The 14154-nt window shown below is 72.9% G+C and carries 15 protein-coding genes; 7 read left to right on the forward strand and 8 right to left on the reverse strand.

Annotation, left to right across the window (positions count from 1 at the left end; all coding sequences use genetic code 11):
- Positions 1-46 precede the first annotated feature (46 nt).
- The gene (locus ACFQ58_RS08365) at positions 47-919 is read left to right on the forward strand and encodes a DUF3097 domain-containing protein (protein ID WP_376950614.1); all 873 of its coding nucleotides are present in this window, start codon (positions 47-49) and stop codon (positions 917-919) included.
- Positions 920-931: 12 nt separating this feature from the next.
- On the opposite strand, the gene ACFQ58_RS08370 is transcribed toward ACFQ58_RS08365, so the two are convergent.
- Together ACFQ58_RS08370 and ACFQ58_RS08375 are read right to left on the reverse strand one after the other, a co-directional pair.
- Positions 932-2026: a VIT1/CCC1 family protein gene (locus ACFQ58_RS08370; RefSeq protein ID WP_376950615.1), complete on the reverse strand. Its 1095-nt coding sequence runs from the start codon at positions 2024-2026 to the stop codon at positions 932-934.
- 179 nt (positions 2027-2205) lie between these two features.
- Positions 2206-2682 carry an Lrp/AsnC family transcriptional regulator gene (locus ACFQ58_RS08375; protein ID WP_376950616.1) on the reverse strand — a complete coding sequence of 159 codons (477 nt, stop codon included), beginning with the start codon at positions 2680-2682 and terminating at the stop codon, positions 2206-2208.
- Between the two features lie 120 nt (positions 2683-2802).
- Between ACFQ58_RS08375 and ACFQ58_RS08380 the strand changes: the two genes are divergently transcribed.
- Entirely contained in the window at positions 2803-4026 is a 1224-nt protein-coding gene (locus ACFQ58_RS08380) for a trans-sulfuration enzyme family protein (RefSeq protein WP_376950617.1), read from the forward strand.
- 54 nt (positions 4027-4080) lie between these two features.
- Here ACFQ58_RS08380 and ACFQ58_RS08385 read toward each other — a convergent pair whose 3' ends face one another.
- On the reverse strand, positions 4081-5913 hold the full coding sequence (locus ACFQ58_RS08385) for a DEAD/DEAH box helicase (RefSeq protein ID WP_376950618.1): 1833 nt from the start codon (positions 5911-5913) through the stop codon (positions 4081-4083).
- A 64-nt stretch (positions 5914-5977) separates the two neighbouring features.
- Here ACFQ58_RS08385 and ACFQ58_RS08390 point away from each other — a divergent pair, with 64 nt between their 5' ends.
- Positions 5978-6796 carry an SGNH/GDSL hydrolase family protein gene (locus ACFQ58_RS08390; RefSeq protein WP_376950619.1) on the forward strand — a complete coding sequence of 273 codons (819 nt, stop codon included), beginning with the start codon at positions 5978-5980 and terminating at the stop codon, positions 6794-6796.
- Here ACFQ58_RS08390 and ACFQ58_RS08395 read toward each other — a convergent pair.
- Together ACFQ58_RS08395 and ACFQ58_RS08400 are read right to left on the reverse strand one after the other, a co-directional pair.
- Positions 6793-8097, reverse strand: coding sequence for a D-alanyl-D-alanine carboxypeptidase family protein (locus ACFQ58_RS08395; RefSeq protein ID WP_376950620.1), 1305 nt, complete (start codon positions 8095-8097; stop codon positions 6793-6795). The genes ACFQ58_RS08390 and ACFQ58_RS08395 overlap by 4 nt on opposite strands.
- A 23-nt stretch (positions 8098-8120) precedes the next feature.
- Complete coding sequence (locus ACFQ58_RS08400) at positions 8121-8918, reverse strand: TrmH family RNA methyltransferase (protein WP_376950621.1); 798 nt, start codon at positions 8916-8918, stop codon at positions 8121-8123.
- A gap of 141 nt (positions 8919-9059) precedes the next feature.
- Between ACFQ58_RS08400 and ACFQ58_RS08405 the strand changes: the two genes are divergently transcribed.
- Entirely contained in the window at positions 9060-9842 is a 783-nt protein-coding gene (locus ACFQ58_RS08405) for a Sir2 family NAD-dependent protein deacetylase (RefSeq protein WP_376951111.1), read from the forward strand.
- Positions 9839-10501 (forward strand): histidine phosphatase family protein, encoded by a 663-nt coding sequence (locus ACFQ58_RS08410; RefSeq protein WP_376950622.1) that lies wholly within the window; start codon positions 9839-9841, stop codon positions 10499-10501. The genes ACFQ58_RS08405 and ACFQ58_RS08410 overlap by 4 nt, the downstream gene beginning before the upstream one ends.
- On the opposite strand, the gene ACFQ58_RS08415 is transcribed toward ACFQ58_RS08410, so the two are convergent.
- Together ACFQ58_RS08415 and ACFQ58_RS08420 are read right to left on the reverse strand one after the other, a co-directional pair.
- Positions 10502-11596 carry a glycosyltransferase family 4 protein gene (locus ACFQ58_RS08415; RefSeq protein WP_376950623.1) on the reverse strand — a complete coding sequence of 365 codons (1095 nt, stop codon included), beginning with the start codon at positions 11594-11596 and terminating at the stop codon, positions 10502-10504.
- Entirely contained in the window at positions 11593-12507 is a 915-nt protein-coding gene (locus ACFQ58_RS08420) for an alpha/beta fold hydrolase (RefSeq protein WP_376950624.1), read from the reverse strand. Before ACFQ58_RS08420 ends, ACFQ58_RS08415 begins: the two co-directional genes overlap by 4 nt.
- 61 nt (positions 12508-12568) lie before the next feature.
- Between ACFQ58_RS08420 and ACFQ58_RS08425 the strand changes: the two genes are divergently transcribed.
- Positions 12569-13270, forward strand: a complete 702-nt coding sequence (locus ACFQ58_RS08425) for an exonuclease domain-containing protein (RefSeq protein ID WP_376950625.1) — start codon at positions 12569-12571, stop codon at positions 13268-13270.
- A gap of 40 nt (positions 13271-13310) precedes the next feature.
- A complete protein-coding gene (locus tag ACFQ58_RS08430; RefSeq protein WP_376950626.1) occupies positions 13311-13808 on the forward strand; it encodes a hypothetical protein in 498 nt (165 codons plus the stop codon).
- 72 nt (positions 13809-13880) lie between these two features.
- Here ACFQ58_RS08430 and ACFQ58_RS08435 read toward each other — a convergent pair whose 3' ends face one another.
- The gene (locus tag ACFQ58_RS08435) at positions 13881-14129 is read right to left on the reverse strand and encodes a type B 50S ribosomal protein L31 (protein ID WP_092670014.1); all 249 of its coding nucleotides are present in this window, start codon (positions 14127-14129) and stop codon (positions 13881-13883) included.
- Positions 14130-14154 lie beyond the last annotated feature (25 nt).

Below are 14154 nucleotides of genomic sequence, written 5' to 3' on the forward strand. Positions count from 1 at the left end.
CGCGTGTCGGCCCGAACCGCGAGGTCCGCTCCGTTAGCCTCATGCGGTGCCTCACGCGACGCCTGACCGCTTCGGACCCGATCGCTACGGCGAGGACGTGCTCGCCGGCGACTGGCGTGCGGCGGGGCGCCGCACCATCCCGGAGGTACCGGCCGTCCGGGACCTCGTGGTCGAGGTCGCGGCCGACGGGTACTGCGGCGCCGTGGTGGGCGTCGAGAAGCAGGTCGTCGCGCTCGAGGACCGCCACGGGCGCATCCGGATGTTCCCGCTCGGGCACGCCTTCCTCGTCGACGGCGAGCCCGTGCGACTCGTCGCGCCCACTGCGGCCGCTCCCACGGGCCGGCTGCGTACCGCGTCCGGCTCGTTCGCGACCGAGTCGGCGCCCGCGAAGGTCGCGCTCCCGAGCCGCATCTTCGTCGAGGGCCGGCACGACGCCGAACTCGTCGAGAAGATCTGGGGCGCCGACCTGCGCGTCGAGGGCGTCGTGGTCGAGTACCTCGAGGGCGTCGACCTGCTGGGCGAGGTCCTCGACGAGTTCCGCCCCGGGCCGGGGCGACGCGTGGGCGTGCTCGTCGACCACCTCGTGGCCGGCTCGAAGGAGCAGCGGATCGCCGATTCCGTCATGCGGGGTCGCCATCGCGGCCACGTGCTCGTCGTCGGCCACCCGTACATCGACATCTGGCAGGCCGTGAAGCCGGCCCGGCTCGGCCGGGACGCGTGGCCCGAGATCCCCCGGGGGACCTCCTGGAAGCACGGCGTGTGCGCGGCCTTCGGCTGGCCCCACGCCGAGCAGGCCGACATCGCGCGCGCCTGGCAGCGCATCCTCGGCGGGGTGCGCGGCTACGGCGACCTCGAACCCGCCCTGCTCGGACGCGTCGAGGAGCTCATCGACTTCGTGACCGAGCCCACCGGCGGATGACCCGCGGCGGGGTCACCCGATCGTCGTGCCGAACGCGAGGCCGAGCAGGTAGGTGACGGCGGCCGCGCCGAGTCCGATCGCCAGCTGACGCATCGCGCGCTTGAGCGGCGACGCACCCGAGAGCAGCCCGACGGTCGCGCCGGTGAGCAGCAGCGCGATGCTGACGAGCACCGTCGCGGTGATGATGGCGGCGGGTCCCGACATCCCGAGCAACCACGGCAGCACCGGGATGAGCGCGCCCGACGCGAAGAACAGGAAGCTCGAGATCGCGGCGCTCATGCCCGTGCCGACGGCCTCGTCGTCGTGCTCCATCGTGCCGATCGCGTCGGTCGGCGCCGGCACGCGTCCAGCGGCCTGCACGCGCGCGAGCACGAGTGCGGCCTGGTCGATCGCCTCGCCCTCGGCCATGCCGCGCGCCCGGTAGACGAGCGCGAGCTCGTTGGCGTCGAGGTCGAGGTCGCCGAGCGCCTCGCGCGCCGTCGGGTCGGGGGCGGATGCCTCGAGCAGCTCGCGCTGCGATCGGACCGAGACGTACTCGCCTGCGCCCATCGACAGCGCGCCGGCGAGCAGGCCCGCGATGCCGGTGAAGAGCACGACCGGCGCGGGGACGCCCGTCGCGCCGATGCCGAGCACGAGCGCCAGGTTCGACACGAGCCCGTCGTTCGCGCCGAACACCGCCGCGCGGAATGTTCCGGCCAGCCGGCGACGGCCGCGGGCGGCGAGCCCGCGCACCACCTCGCCGTGGATGCGCTCGTCTGCGGCCATGGCCGCGGTCGCGTGCGGATCGGTCGAGTACGGCGATCGAGCCTCGGCGCGCTGAGCGAGCGCGAGCACGAAGATCGAGCCGAACGCGCGCGCGAGGCCGGCCAGGAGCCGGGTGCGGATGTCGGCGCGCGGGATGCCGCGATCATCGCCGCCGAGCTGGGCGAGCCAGTGCGCCTCGTGGCGTCCCTCGGCGGCCGCGAGCGCGAGCAGGATCTCGCGTTCCTCGCCGTCGCGGCGTGCGGCGAGCTCGCGGTAGACCGCGGCTTCGGCGCGCTCGGCGGCGAGGTACCGCTTCCAGCGGGCACGGTCGGCTGGCGTTGCAGTGGGCTGATCGGCGGTCATGCTGCTCCATCGGGTCGCGGGCCGCCGTCGCGATCCGGTCGGTCCGAGCGCCCGCCTCGTCGCGTCCGGCCCCGCGGGGCCTCCGAAAGGCTAGCCAACCGGATGGCGCGAGCAGGCCCGATCGGCGGGATTGGCAGCATTTCGGACCCCCGAACGCGGCGCCGAACGACGCCCCGAACTCAGCCGACGAGCTGCTGCCATCCGTCGCCGTCGACGTGCTCGAAGATCAGGTTGGTCTCGGTGTGCGCGACGGCCGGATGGCCCGTGAGGTGCGCGAGGACGAACTCGCGCAGTTCCTCGGCGTCGCGCGCGGCGACATGCAGCAAATAGTCTTCGGCGCCGGCCATGTGGAACACCCCGAGCACGCCGGGCAGGTGGGGCACGGCATTGCGGAAGGCGTCGATCTCGCTGCGGTCGTGCTTGACGAGGCGGATCGCGATGAGCGCCTGCAGCGAGGCGCCCAGCGAGACGAGGTCGACGTCGACGCGGTAGCCCCGCACGGTGCCGAGGCTCTGGAGCCGTCGCAGCCGAAGCGACACGGTGGACTCCGCCACGCCCACCTCCGCGGCCAGCGCGGCGCCCGAGGCGCGGGCGTTCTTGGAGAGGGCGGCGAGGAGCGCCCGGTCGACTCGATCGAGTTCGGGTTTCTGCGCCATCACATGGTTCCTTCCGCGGGTTGCGAAGATTCTGCGCCGATTCATGCGTTTCCGCAAGAGCCTGCGGGCGGACTTGAGTCGAATGACAGATTCTGCTTCATTTGCGGCATGTTGACACCGATGTCGAACCTCGAGACCCGTGCCGTCCATTCCGGGATGGAGGGAGTCCACGAGCAGGGCTCCCACGTCCCTTCGATCGATCTTTCCACGACGAACCCGCTCGGCGACGTCGAGAACGGCGGCCTGTCGTACGAGGAGCTCGCGACCGGCGGCTCGCTCGGCGATGGACGGTCCGCGGTGTACCAGCGCCTGTGGCAGCCGGGCGTCGCACGCTTCGAGACGGCGCTCGCCGACCTCGAGGGCGCCGAGGGCGCGGTGGCGTTCGGCAGCGGGATGGCGGCGCTCGCCGCCACGCTCATCGCCGCCGTGTCCGCCGGCACCCCGCACGTCGTGGCGGTCCGGCCGCTCTACGGCGGCAGTGACCACGTGCTCGACAGCGGCCTGCTCGGCACCCAGGTGACCTGGACCGACGTGGACGGCATCGCGAGCGCCATCCGGCCCGACACCGGCCTCGTCGTGGTCGAGACGCCCGCCAACCCGACGCTCGAACTGCTCGACCTTCGCCGAGTGGCGGATGCCGCGGGGCGGGTGCCACTGCTCGTCGACAACACGTTCGCGACCCCCGTGCTCCAGCGCCCGCTCGAGCACGGCGCGACGCTCGTGCTGCACAGCGCGACGAAGTACCTCGGCGGACACGGCGACGCGATGGGCGGCGTGGTGGCCGGTCCGGAGCAGTGGGTTGAGCGCCTGCGCCGCGTGCGCGCGCTGACGGGCGGACTCCTCCACCCGATGGGTGCGTACCTGCTGCACCGCGGCATCCGCACCCTCCCCGTGCGCGTGCGGGCCCAGCAGGAGACGGCCGCGGAACTCGCCGTGCGACTCGAGGCGCACCCCGCGGTGGCGCGGGTGCGGTACCCCGGCCTGCCCGGACAGGACCCGCAGGGGCTGATCGGGCGCCAGCTCGCCGGCCCGGGTTCGATCATCGCGCTCGAGCTCGCGGGCGGCTACGACGCCGCCTGCCGCTTCACCGAGGCGTGCCGGCTCGTCACCCACGCGGTGTCGCTCGGCGGCGTGGACTCGCTCGTCCAGCACCCGGCCTCGCTCACGCACCGCCCGGTCGCCGCGCACGCCAAGCCGGACGGCGGCGTCGTGCGCCTCTCGATCGGACTCGAGCACGTCGACGACCTCACGGCCGACCTGATGTCGGCGCTCGATGCGGCCGCCGAGCCTCAGGACCTCGAGCGCTCCTCGGAGCTGGCGGTCTCGGTCGACGCCACGAGCTGACGCGTGCCCGGGGCATCGGGGGCGGCGACGCCGCCCTCGATGCCGCCGCGCGCCTCAGCGCCCGGACAACCGCCGGCGCAGGAGCTCGATCCGCGCCTGCAACTGGGTGACGGTCGCGTGCGCCACGTCGGGGCCGCCGCACGCTCGGCGAAGCTCCCCGTGGACGAGCGAGTGCGCCTGCCCGGTCTGCCGCGCGTAGAGCCCGACGAGGCTGTTGAGGAGCGAGCGCTGCTCCTTGAGAGTCCGGTAGAGAGCGACAGGTTCGGCTGACCCGGCCACGCCGGCGTCGTCGGCACCCTCGGTGGCGGCCGCGTGCTTGCGTCGGTCGGACGCGCGTCGCGCCTGTCGCGCCTGGCGATGCCGGAGCAGCTCGGCGACCTGGTCGGGTTCGAGGATCCCGGGGATGCCGATGAAGTCGAGCTCCTCGTCGCTGCCCGGCTCGGCGAAGGTGCCGAACTCGGTGCCGTCGTAGACGACCCGGTCGAACGTCGCGTCGGAGCCGAGCGCCTGCCACGTGAACTCGTCCTGGAGCTCGTCGGAGCCCTTCTCGTCGCGGTTCGCGGCCTCGAGGAGGCCGTCGTCGAGTCCCGGATCGTCGTCGCCGTCGCCCGAACGCCGGTCGAGCGCGTGGTCGCGCTCGCGCTCGAGCTCGGATGCGAGCGCCATGAGCACGGGGACGTTCGGAAGGAACACCGACGCCGTCTCGCCTCGGCGCCGGGCGCGCACGAAGCGGCCGATCGCCTGTGCGAAGAACAACGGCGTCGACGCGCTCGTGGCGTAGACGCCCACGGCGAGCCGCGGCACGTCGACCCCCTCGGACACCATGCGGACCGCCACCATCCACCGGCTCGTGCCGCCCGAGAATTCCTCGATGCGCGCCGAGGCCTCGTTCTCGTCGGAGAGCACGACGGTGACCTTCTCTCCGCAGGTGCGCTCGAGGATCTCGGCGTAGGCGCGCGCCACGGACTGGTCGGTCGCGATCACGAGTCCGCCGGCATCGGGGATCGACTGGCGGACCTCGGTGAGCCGGCGGTCGGCGGCCTGCAGCACCGACGGGATCCACTCCCCCGTCGGCTCGAGCGCCGTGCGCCACGCGGCCGAGTGGATGTCCTTCGTCGCGTCCTCGCCGAGGCGGGCCTCCATCTCGTCGCCGGCCTTCGTGCGCCAGCGCATGCTGCCCGCGTAGACCATGAAGATCACGGGCCGCACCACGCCGTCGGCAAGGGCACGGCCGTAGCCGTAGTCGTAGTCGGTGCTCGACACGCGGATGCCCTGCGCGTCGGGCTCGTAATGCACGAACGGGATGGGCGCGGTGTCGCTGCGGAAGGGCGTTCCCGTGAGCGAGAGACGGCGGGTCGCCGGCTCGAACGCCTCGCGGATGGCGTCGCCCCACGAGAGTGTGTCGCCGCCGTGGTGCACCTCGTCGAGGATCACGAGCGTGCGGCCCGAGAGCGTGAGCTCGCGGTGCAGGGCCGGCCGGATCGCGACCTGTGCGTACGTGACGGCGACGCCGTGGAAGTGGCCCGCCGCGCGGCCGTGCGCGTTCCGGAACCCGGGGTCGAGCCGGATGCCGACGCGAGCCGCGGCATCCGCCCACTGCCGCTTGAGGTGGTCGGTCGGCGCGACCACCGTGACGCGGTCGATCGTGCGCCGGGCCCGCAGTTCGGCCGCGAGACGCAGCGCGAAGGTCGTCTTGCCCGCGCCGGGCGTGGCGGCGGCGAGGAAGTCGCGCGGTTCGGTCTCGAAGTACCGGTCGAGCGCCTCGGCCTGCCAGGCGCGCAGCTTGGAGGCCGTGCCCCATGGCGCGCGGGCGGGGAAGGACGGTGAGAGGTGCTCGGCGGCCGAGGTGCCCGGCAGGTGCTGGCCGGAGGGGGTCGCTGTGCTCACTGGATGGGAGGCTACCGGAGCGGACCGACAACGCTCCACTCGGCGGACTGTGCAGAATGGGGGGATGGTCACCCAGCAGCATCCGTGGTCGCGATATGTCGCGATCGGCGACTCGTTCACCGAGGGCATCGGCGATCCCGAGCCCGGCGCGCCCGGCGGGCACCGCGGCTGGGCCGATCGCGTCGCCGAGGTGCTCTCGCAGGGCACCGAGGACTTCGCGTACGCCAACCTGGCGATCCGCGGACGGCTGATGCAGCAGATCATCGACGAGCAGGTCGAGCCCGCGCTCGAGCTGCGTCCCGACCTCATCACGATCTCCGCCGGCGGCAACGACGTGATCCGCCCGCGCACCGACCCCGACGAGATCTCGGCGCGATTCGAGTACGCGATCGAGCGGCTCTCGCGCGACCGTGCCACGATCGTCCTGTTCACCGGCGTCGATGTGGGCTTCTCCCCGGTCTTCCGCGGCATCCGCGGCAAGGTCGCGATCTACAACGAGAACCTCCGCGCGATCGCGCAGAAGCACGACTGCATCGTCGCCGACCAGTGGGCGCTGGCCGAGATCCAGGACCAGCGCATGTGGGACCGGGACCGGCTGCACCTCAACTCGCTCGGCCACCACGAGGTGGCTCGGATGGTGCTCCGCGCCCTGAACGTCGAGAACGACCTCGAGCCCATGAAGCCCGAGCCGCTGCCCGTGCGGACGTGGCGCGCGGCGCGCACCGAGGACCTCTCGTGGGCACGCGAGTACCTCGTGCCGTGGGTGCTCCGCCGAATCCGCCACCAGTCGTCCGGCGATTTCGTCACCGCGAAGCGGCCCGCTGCGGGCCCGTACGCGGCAAGCGCCGCCGAGCGGGTCGAACGGATCGCGGACGCGGACTAGTCCGCGTCGAGCGCGCCGGGGTTGGTGAGCCGCCACCAGGCGCCCGGGTCGTCGACCGTGCCGTCGAGCACGAGCGGGACCTCGATGCGCTGGGTGCCGGCGGTGACGACCGCGGTACCGACGTCCGCGCCATCCGCGGCCAGTGTGATCGGCTCGGCCGAGACCGCGACGTCGACCGGCGTATCCGACCAGACCACGACGGTGGCGCCCTCGGCGGTGCGCGCGGCGGCGGTGTCGCCCCACGGCGTCGAGTAGGTCGCGACCTCGGTGCCGGCCTCGATCGCCACCACCTCGTGGAATCCGGGCGCGATCGTGTCGATCATCTCGGCGATCGCCTGCCGCACGGCGGGATGGTTCGCCCCGCCGAGCACCACGCCCACGACGGTGATGGACGACGAGCCGACCGCGACGTCGGTGGAGAACAGCAGGTTCGCCGCGTCATCCGTCGTGCCGGTCTTGATGCCGTCGACGCCGTGCGTGCCGAGCAGCTTGTTGGAGTTCTTCAGCGTGCCGAGTTCGGGGATGTCGACCTGCTGCGTCGCCACGATCTCGGCCAGCGTGGCGTCCTGCAGCGCGAGCTCGCCGAGCCGCACGAGGTCGGCCGCGGTCGCGGTGTTCGCGAGCGAGAGGCCGCTGGGGTCGGCGATGCGCAGCGTCGTGAGTCCCTGCTCGGCCGCCCACGCGTTCGCCCGGGCCACGTAGGCGTCGACCGATCCGAACCCCCAGATCGCGAGCGAGTTCGCGTAGTTGTTGCCGGACGGCAGCAGCATGGCCTCGAGGCTCTCCTCGAGGCTCAGGGTCGCTCCGGCGGCGACGGGGGCGACCGACCCGTTCTGCGCGATCATGTCCCAGTAGATCGCGACGTCGGCATCGGTGTACTGGATGTCGGGACCGCCCTCGCCCGCCGGGATCGGCTGCTCCTCGAGCAGGACCAGCGCCGTGACGACCTTGGCGATGCTCGCGATCGGCATCGCGGTCGCGTCGTTCCCGGCGGCGAGTGCGCCGTCGAAGCCGACCGCGCCGACGGCCCACGCCCCGAAGTCGGGCTGGTCGACCACCTGGGGCGCCGCGACGATCGGCGCAGGGTCGACGACGGATGGCGCGGCCGCCGGGACGGGCGCATTGAGCGTGGTCGTCGCGTACGCACCTCCACCCACGAGGCCGGCGAGCAGCACGCCGAGCGTGCCGAACACGACGATCCGGCGGCGGCGGTACATCCGCGCGGAGGGACGCGGGGTCGCCGCGGCCGGTTCCGCGGGTGCGGCCGCGGGAGGCGGCGCCGGATCGAGCGTGCGAGTCATCCGTTGCAGGATATCGAGCCTGCCTAGGCGAGTGCGTACAACGCCACGGCCGCGGCGGCCGCGACGTTGAGCGAGTCGACGCCATGCGCCATCGGGATCGTGACGATCGTGTCGGCCGCGGCGAGCGCCTGCCGCGAGAGCCCGTCGCCCTCGGCGCCGAGCACGAGCGCGAGCCGCTCGGGCGGGTCGGCGGCGAGCTCGCGCAGGCTGACGGCGTCGTCGGCGAGGGCGAGGGCCGCGACGCGGAACCCCCGGGCCGCGAGCAGGGTCCGCGCGTCCGCCCACTCGGGCAGGCGCGTCCACGGCACCTGGAACACGGTGCCCATGCTGACGCGCACGCTCCGCCGGTAGAGCGGGTCGGCGCAGCGCGGTGTGACGAGGACGGCGTCGGCGCCGAGCGCGGCGACCGAGCGGAAGATCGCGCCGACGTTCGTGTGATCGACGATGTCCTCGAGGATCACGACGCGTCGGGCGGCCGCCAGCAGGTCGGAGGGGTCGGGCAGCACGGGACGCTCGAAGGCGGCGAGCGCGCCCCGGTGCACGCGATAGCCGGTGATCGCCTCGAGCTGCGCGGGGTCGGCCAGGTGGACGGGGATGTCGAACGCGTCCAGCGAGGGTGCGAGCCCCTGCAGCCACTTCTCCTCCATGAGCACCGACCTCGGCGTGCACCCCGCGTCGATCGCGCGGCGGATGACCTTGGCCGACTCGGCGATGAAGATGCCGCGTTCCGGTTCGCTGATGCTTCGCAGTGCGACATCCGTCAACCGGGCGTAGTCGGCGACGGCGTCGGATGCCGCGTCGCGGACGTGTTCGATTCGCATGGGTCCAGCCTGCCGGTTCTGGAAACATTCTCGAAAAGCCGGGCGTCTAGAATCACAGCACCGCCGAAGGGAGGGCCCGTGGGGACTGGGATCGAGGCGCCGGCTCCGTCCGACGTGCTGCTCGACGAGGCGATCCGCCTGATGCGCGGGTCGCGCGTCGCCGTGCTCACCGGCGCGGGCGTGAGCACCGACTCCGGCATCCCCGACTACCGCGGCGAGGGCGCTCCGGTGCGCACGCCGATGACCTTCCAGACGTTCCTCGCGTCCGAGAGCGCCCGCAAGCGCTACTGGGCGGGCAGCCACCTCGGCTGGCGGCACTTCGGCACGGCCGAGCCGAACGCCGGGCACTTCGCGCTCGCGGCCCTCGAGCAGGGCGGCGTGGTGTCGGGCGTCGTGACGCAGAACGTCGACGGCCTCCACCGCCGCGCGGGCAGCACCCACGTGGTCGAGCTGCACGGCGCGTCCGATCGCGTGGTGTGCCTGTCGTGCGGGCAGGTGTTCGCGCGTCAGGCGATCGCCGACCGGCTCGAGCAGCTCAACCCGCACGTCGATCTCGAGGTGGCGATCCGGCCGAACCCCGATGGCGACGTCGACGTCGACGACCCCGATGCGATCGTGATCCCCGCGTGCACGGTGTGCGGCGGCCTGCTCAAGCCCGACGTCGTGTTCTTCGGCGAGTTCGTGCCGACGCCGGTCTTCCGCCAGGCCGCGTCGCTCGTGCAGGGCGCCGACGTGCTGCTGGTCGCGGGCTCGTCGCTCGTGGTCAACTCGGGCGTGCGCCTGCTCGAGATCGCCCGCCGTCGACGCGTGCCGATCATCGTGATCAACCGCGGCATCACCAAGGGCGACAGCCGCGCGACCGTCAAGCTCGATGCGGGTGCGACCGAGACGCTCACCGCGATGGCGGAGGCGCTCGTCGCATGATCGTCCGCCTCTGGCGGCATGCGGATGCCGCGGGGCCGGTCGTCGACGCGTCGGCGGCCGCCACGATCGCGCTCGTGCGCCACGGCGAGACCGACTGGAACCGCGAGGGGCGGATCCAGGGCTCGACCGACATCCCGATGAACGAGACCGGCCGTGGGCAGGCGCGAGCGACCGCCTCACGCCTCGGCTCGGCCGGGTGGGATGCGGTCGTGACGAGCCCGCTGGTGCGTGCCCGCGAGACGGCCGAGATCATCGCGCACGGCCTCGCGCTGCCGGCGCCGCAGGTCGAGCGCGACCTCGCCGAGCGGCGCCACGGGATGCTCGAGGGGCGGACGTCGGCCGAGCGGCGCGCGCTCGAGGCGCAGGCGGTACCGATCGCGGGGCTCGAGTCGCGCGTGTCGGTCGTGTCGCGCGCGGTGCCGTCGCTGCTCAGGCTCGCGGCGCGCCATCCGGGTGGCGCGGTCGTAGCGGTCACGCACGGCGGCGTCATCCAGTCGGTGCTGCTGCACCTCTGGGAACGCCGGTCGCTGCCGAGCGGAGCCGTGGCGAACGGCTCGGTGCACGAGCTGCTCGTGACCGGCGCGCGACTGCAGGTCGTGCGCTCCGACGCCGACGCGGCGGCGGGAGTCGCCGACCTCGCCGAGGAGGCGCCCGCCTGATCAGCGGCGCGCGTGCGCGGCGCGGCCGCTCGCGCCGCCCACCTCGAGCAGGAGGGCGAGCAGGCGCTCGGCCGAGGCGCTCCAGCTGAACCGCGAGGCCATAGCGGCGGATTCCTCGGAGCGCCGTTCCCACTCGCCGGGCTCGTCGAGCGAGGCGATCGCCCGGGCCGCCGCCTGCGCGTCGTCGGCCGGGAAGTACACCGCCGCCTCCCCGCCGATCTCGCGGAAGATCGGGATGTCGGCGACCACGACCGGCGTGCCCAGGCGCATCGCCTCGACGAGCGGGATCCCGAAGCCCTCGGCCTTCGACGCGGTCACGAGCGCGGTGGCACTCCCGAGCACGTCGGCGTACACGGCGTCGGTCGCGCCGTCGTGGAACACGAGGCGCGCCTCGGGCGCAAGACGGGTCAGCCGGCGCCGCTCCTCGTCGGAGATGCGGCTCATGAGGTGCAGCTCGTGGTCGGGCAGCGCCGCGACCGCGCGCACGAGGGTGTCGACGCCCTTGTACGACATGAACGAGCCCATGTAGACGAGCCGCTTGTCCGCGGGCCGCGTCCGCGGCAGGTCGGGCGTGCCGAGGGCGTCGGCCGCGTTGTGCACGACGGAGAGCGGACGCTTGGTCAGGTGGTGCTTGCGGATCAGGCCGGCGCTGGTCTCCGAGACGGTCACGACCGCGTCGGCGCGGTTCAGCAGCATCCGTTGCGGCCACCACGCCAGGTGGTAGAGCCGCCACAGCCCGCGGACGAACGCCGGGAGGTCGCGCGGCGGCGTGCGGTTCTCGTAGTAGATGAGGTCGTGCAGGGTGAGCACGAGCCCGTAGTTCCGCCCCCACGACCCCATGGTCTGCATCGGCGAGAACACGACGTCGGGCTTGAGCTTGCGCACCTGCCGGGCGACCCACGGTTCCCTCGGGCTCGTGGGGCTGCTGACCAGATGCCACGGCAGCGCGGGCAGCTTCGCGAGCTGGCGGTGGTCGCTGATGAGCATCGTCACCGGATGGCGCCGGCCGATCTCGCCCACCAGGGCCGCGGTGAACCGGCTGATGCCGTCGTGGTGGTCGATGCGCACGTAGCGGCAGTCGAACACGAGCCTCACGCGCGCTCCCCCTCGAGGAAGACGCGGATGTGCCCCGCGGCCTCCGCGGGGGTCTCATAGTGGATCAGGTGCCCGACCCCGGGGATGACGGCGAGCGTCGCGTCGTCGAACAGCGGCTGCAGGCGACGCTGCGCGGCGAGCGGCGTCACATCGTCCTGCTCGGCCACGACGAGCAGGACGGGCAGCGCGATCGACGGCGCGTACTCGCGCACGTCGTGGCTGACGGATGCCTCGAACGCCTCGAGCACGGCGTCTCGGTCGCCGAACGCCGAGAAGTACTGGTCGTGCTGGTCGTGGATGAAGCGGCGGAGCGCGGGTTCCTCGGTCTTGGCCATCGTGACGCTCATCACGCGGACGATGACGCGGTTGCGCAGCAGCGCGAAGCCGAGCTTCTCGGGCAGTGCGGCGGCGGCCCGGTAGTAGCCCACCGCGAGACGCGTCATGATCGCCCGCGGACCCTCGAGCGCCGGCGCGCCGATCGGGTTGACGAGCACGAGCTCGCGCGGCGCCAGGCCGGCAGCGACGGCCGCGGCGGTGATGATGGACCCGAACGAGTGGCCGAGCAGCGCGAACGCGCCGGCGCGGCCGTCTGCGGCGGCATCCGACGCCCCTGACACCCGGACGAACTCGGCGAGCCAGGCCGCGTAGCCGTCGATGTCGTGCGCGCCCTCGGCGAAGGTCGATGAGGCGCCGAAGCCGGGCAGGTCGGGCACGATCAGGCGGTAGCCGTGCAGCTTCGCGACGATGGGCTCGAGGCCGTGGTGGTCGCCGCGGAACCCATGCACCATCACGATCGCGGGCGCCGCCGGGTCGCCGTACTCCCACCAGGCGGTGTCGCTGCCGTGCACAGGGGCACGGTGTTCGCGGACCGGGATGCGCGCGAGGTCGTCGGCGTACGGTGAGGCGATCATCGGTGTCATCCTACGGCGCGGCACCTGAGCGCTGTCGGGGGGCGCGGATACCGTGACCGGCATGGAGCACTCCCCCGACGCATCGTGGGCCGACACCCTCGCCGTCTTCGATCTCGAGACCACCGGCATCGACATCGACACGTGCCGGGTCGTCACCGCCCACGTCGGCGTCATCGGACCCGGCGGCGAGGTGCTCGAGCAGCGGCAATGGCTCGTCGACCCCGGCGTCGAGATCCCCACGGCGGCGACGCTGATCCACGGCGTCACCACCGAACGGGCCCGGCTCGAGGGGCTCGCGGCCGTCCAAGCGGTCGCCGAGATCACCTCGGCGCTCCGGCAGGTGGCCGCGCGCGGCCTGCCGATCGTGGCGTACAACGCCGCCTACGACCTGTCGCTGTTGCGACATGAGGCTGAACGGTACGGGCACGAGCCGTTCCGCGGACCCGGGTGGGTCATCGACCCGCTCGTGATCGACAAGGCGGTCGACCGGTACCGGTCGGGCAAGCGCACGCTGACCGCCGCGTGCGAGCACTACGGCGTCGAACTGCTCGCCGCGCACGACGCGGGCGCCGACGCGATCGCCGCCGGCCGCGTGGCCCAGGCGATCGCCCGCGCGTTCCCCGAGCTCGCGGCGTGCGCGATCGCCGAGCTGCATGCGCGCCAGGTCGGATGGAGTCGCGAGCAGGCCGAGAGCTACCAGGACTGGCGCCGTCGCAACGGCGAGCCCGAGTTCACGACGTCCGGGGCGTGGCCGTTGCGCTGAGGCCGTCGCGCATCGCGCGTCGTCGTGGAATCCTTGGCACATGGAGCCAGCGCGCGTGAACCGTTCGGAGACCGAGGCGCTCGTCGACGCGACCGCGCTGTGGATCCTCGGCGACACCCCCGTCGATCCCGTGCTCGAAGCGGCCGTCGACCTCGTCGTCGCCGGCGTCGACTCGGCGGCCCTCCGCGAGCTCGCCGGCATGTCCGACGCCGAGGACCCGTGGGACATCCGCGCCGCCCTGGGCCGGGCGTTCGACGAACTCGGGCTCGTGATGCCCGATGCCGCCGCGCCCGAGACCACGCAGCTGGCGCTCCGCGAGCTCGGCGCACTGCTCCTGCACGATCGCATCTCGGTGCGCGAACTCATCGACCGGGCGCGCGCGCTCGTGGGCGATCGGGCCGAGTCGCTCGGCGCCCGCGAGCTCATCGAGATCGGCACGTCGCTCGACGGGGGCCGTTCCACGCCGCACGAGGCGCAGCTCGCGGCGATCGACTGGGCGACCGGCTACCTCACGGCGACGCCGCCATTGGAGGCGTGAGGAGGGCGGTCCTCCCACCGGCATGACGAAGGGGCGCGCGACCGCAGTCGCGCGCCCCTTCGTGGTGGCGTCTTACGCGCCGAAGTTCTTGAAGCGCTTGTTGAACTTCTCGACGCGGCCCGCCGAGTCCATGATGCGCTGCTTGCCCGTGTAGAACGGGTGCGACTCGGACGAGATCTCGACGTCGATGACCGGGTAGGTCTCGCCGTCGAGCTCGATCGTCTTGTCGCTGGACACCGTCGAGCGGGTGAGGAACGTGGCGCCCGAGGCGAGGTCGCGGAAGACGACGGCGTTGTAGGCGGGGTGGATGTCGGCCTTCATGAGGAGTCCTTGCTGATCGGATGAT

This window comes from Agromyces sp. NPDC056523 (assembly GCF_042794545.1).
Classification (GTDB): Bacteria; Actinomycetota; Actinomycetes; order Actinomycetales; family Microbacteriaceae; genus Agromyces.

What these genes read in the sequence shown, in the direction of transcription:
- ACFQ58_RS08375 (WP_376950616.1), bottom strand. Translation starts at nt 2,682, where the DNA reads ATGGCGCAGAAACCCGAACTCGATCGAGTCGACCGGGCGCTCCTCGCC.
- ACFQ58_RS08420 (WP_376950624.1), bottom strand. Translation starts at nt 12,507, where the DNA reads ATGATCGCCTCACCGTACGCCGACGACCTCGCGCGCATCCCGGTCCGC.
- ACFQ58_RS08380 (WP_376950617.1), top strand. Translation starts at nt 2,803, where the DNA reads ATGTCGAACCTCGAGACCCGTGCCGTCCATTCCGGGATGGAGGGAGTC.
- ACFQ58_RS08395 (WP_376950620.1), bottom strand. Translation starts at nt 8,097, where the DNA reads ATGACTCGCACGCTCGATCCGGCGCCGCCTCCCGCGGCCGCACCCGCG.
- ACFQ58_RS08405 (WP_376951111.1), top strand. Translation starts at nt 9,060, where the DNA reads ATGCGCGGGTCGCGCGTCGCCGTGCTCACCGGCGCGGGCGTGAGCACC.
- ACFQ58_RS08425 (WP_376950625.1), top strand. Translation starts at nt 12,569, where the DNA reads ATGGAGCACTCCCCCGACGCATCGTGGGCCGACACCCTCGCCGTCTTC.
- ACFQ58_RS08370 (WP_376950615.1), bottom strand. Translation starts at nt 2,026, where the DNA reads ATGACCGCCGATCAGCCCACTGCAACGCCAGCCGACCGTGCCCGCTGG.
- ACFQ58_RS08400 (WP_376950621.1), bottom strand. Translation starts at nt 8,918, where the DNA reads ATGCGAATCGAACACGTCCGCGACGCGGCATCCGACGCCGTCGCCGAC.
- ACFQ58_RS08430 (WP_376950626.1), top strand. Translation starts at nt 13,311, where the DNA reads ATGGAGCCAGCGCGCGTGAACCGTTCGGAGACCGAGGCGCTCGTCGAC.
- ACFQ58_RS08435 (WP_092670014.1), bottom strand. Translation starts at nt 14,129, where the DNA reads ATGAAGGCCGACATCCACCCCGCCTACAACGCCGTCGTCTTCCGCGAC.
- ACFQ58_RS08390 (WP_376950619.1), top strand. Translation starts at nt 5,978, where the DNA reads ATGGTCACCCAGCAGCATCCGTGGTCGCGATATGTCGCGATCGGCGAC.
- ACFQ58_RS08410 (WP_376950622.1), top strand. Translation starts at nt 9,839, where the DNA reads ATGATCGTCCGCCTCTGGCGGCATGCGGATGCCGCGGGGCCGGTCGTC.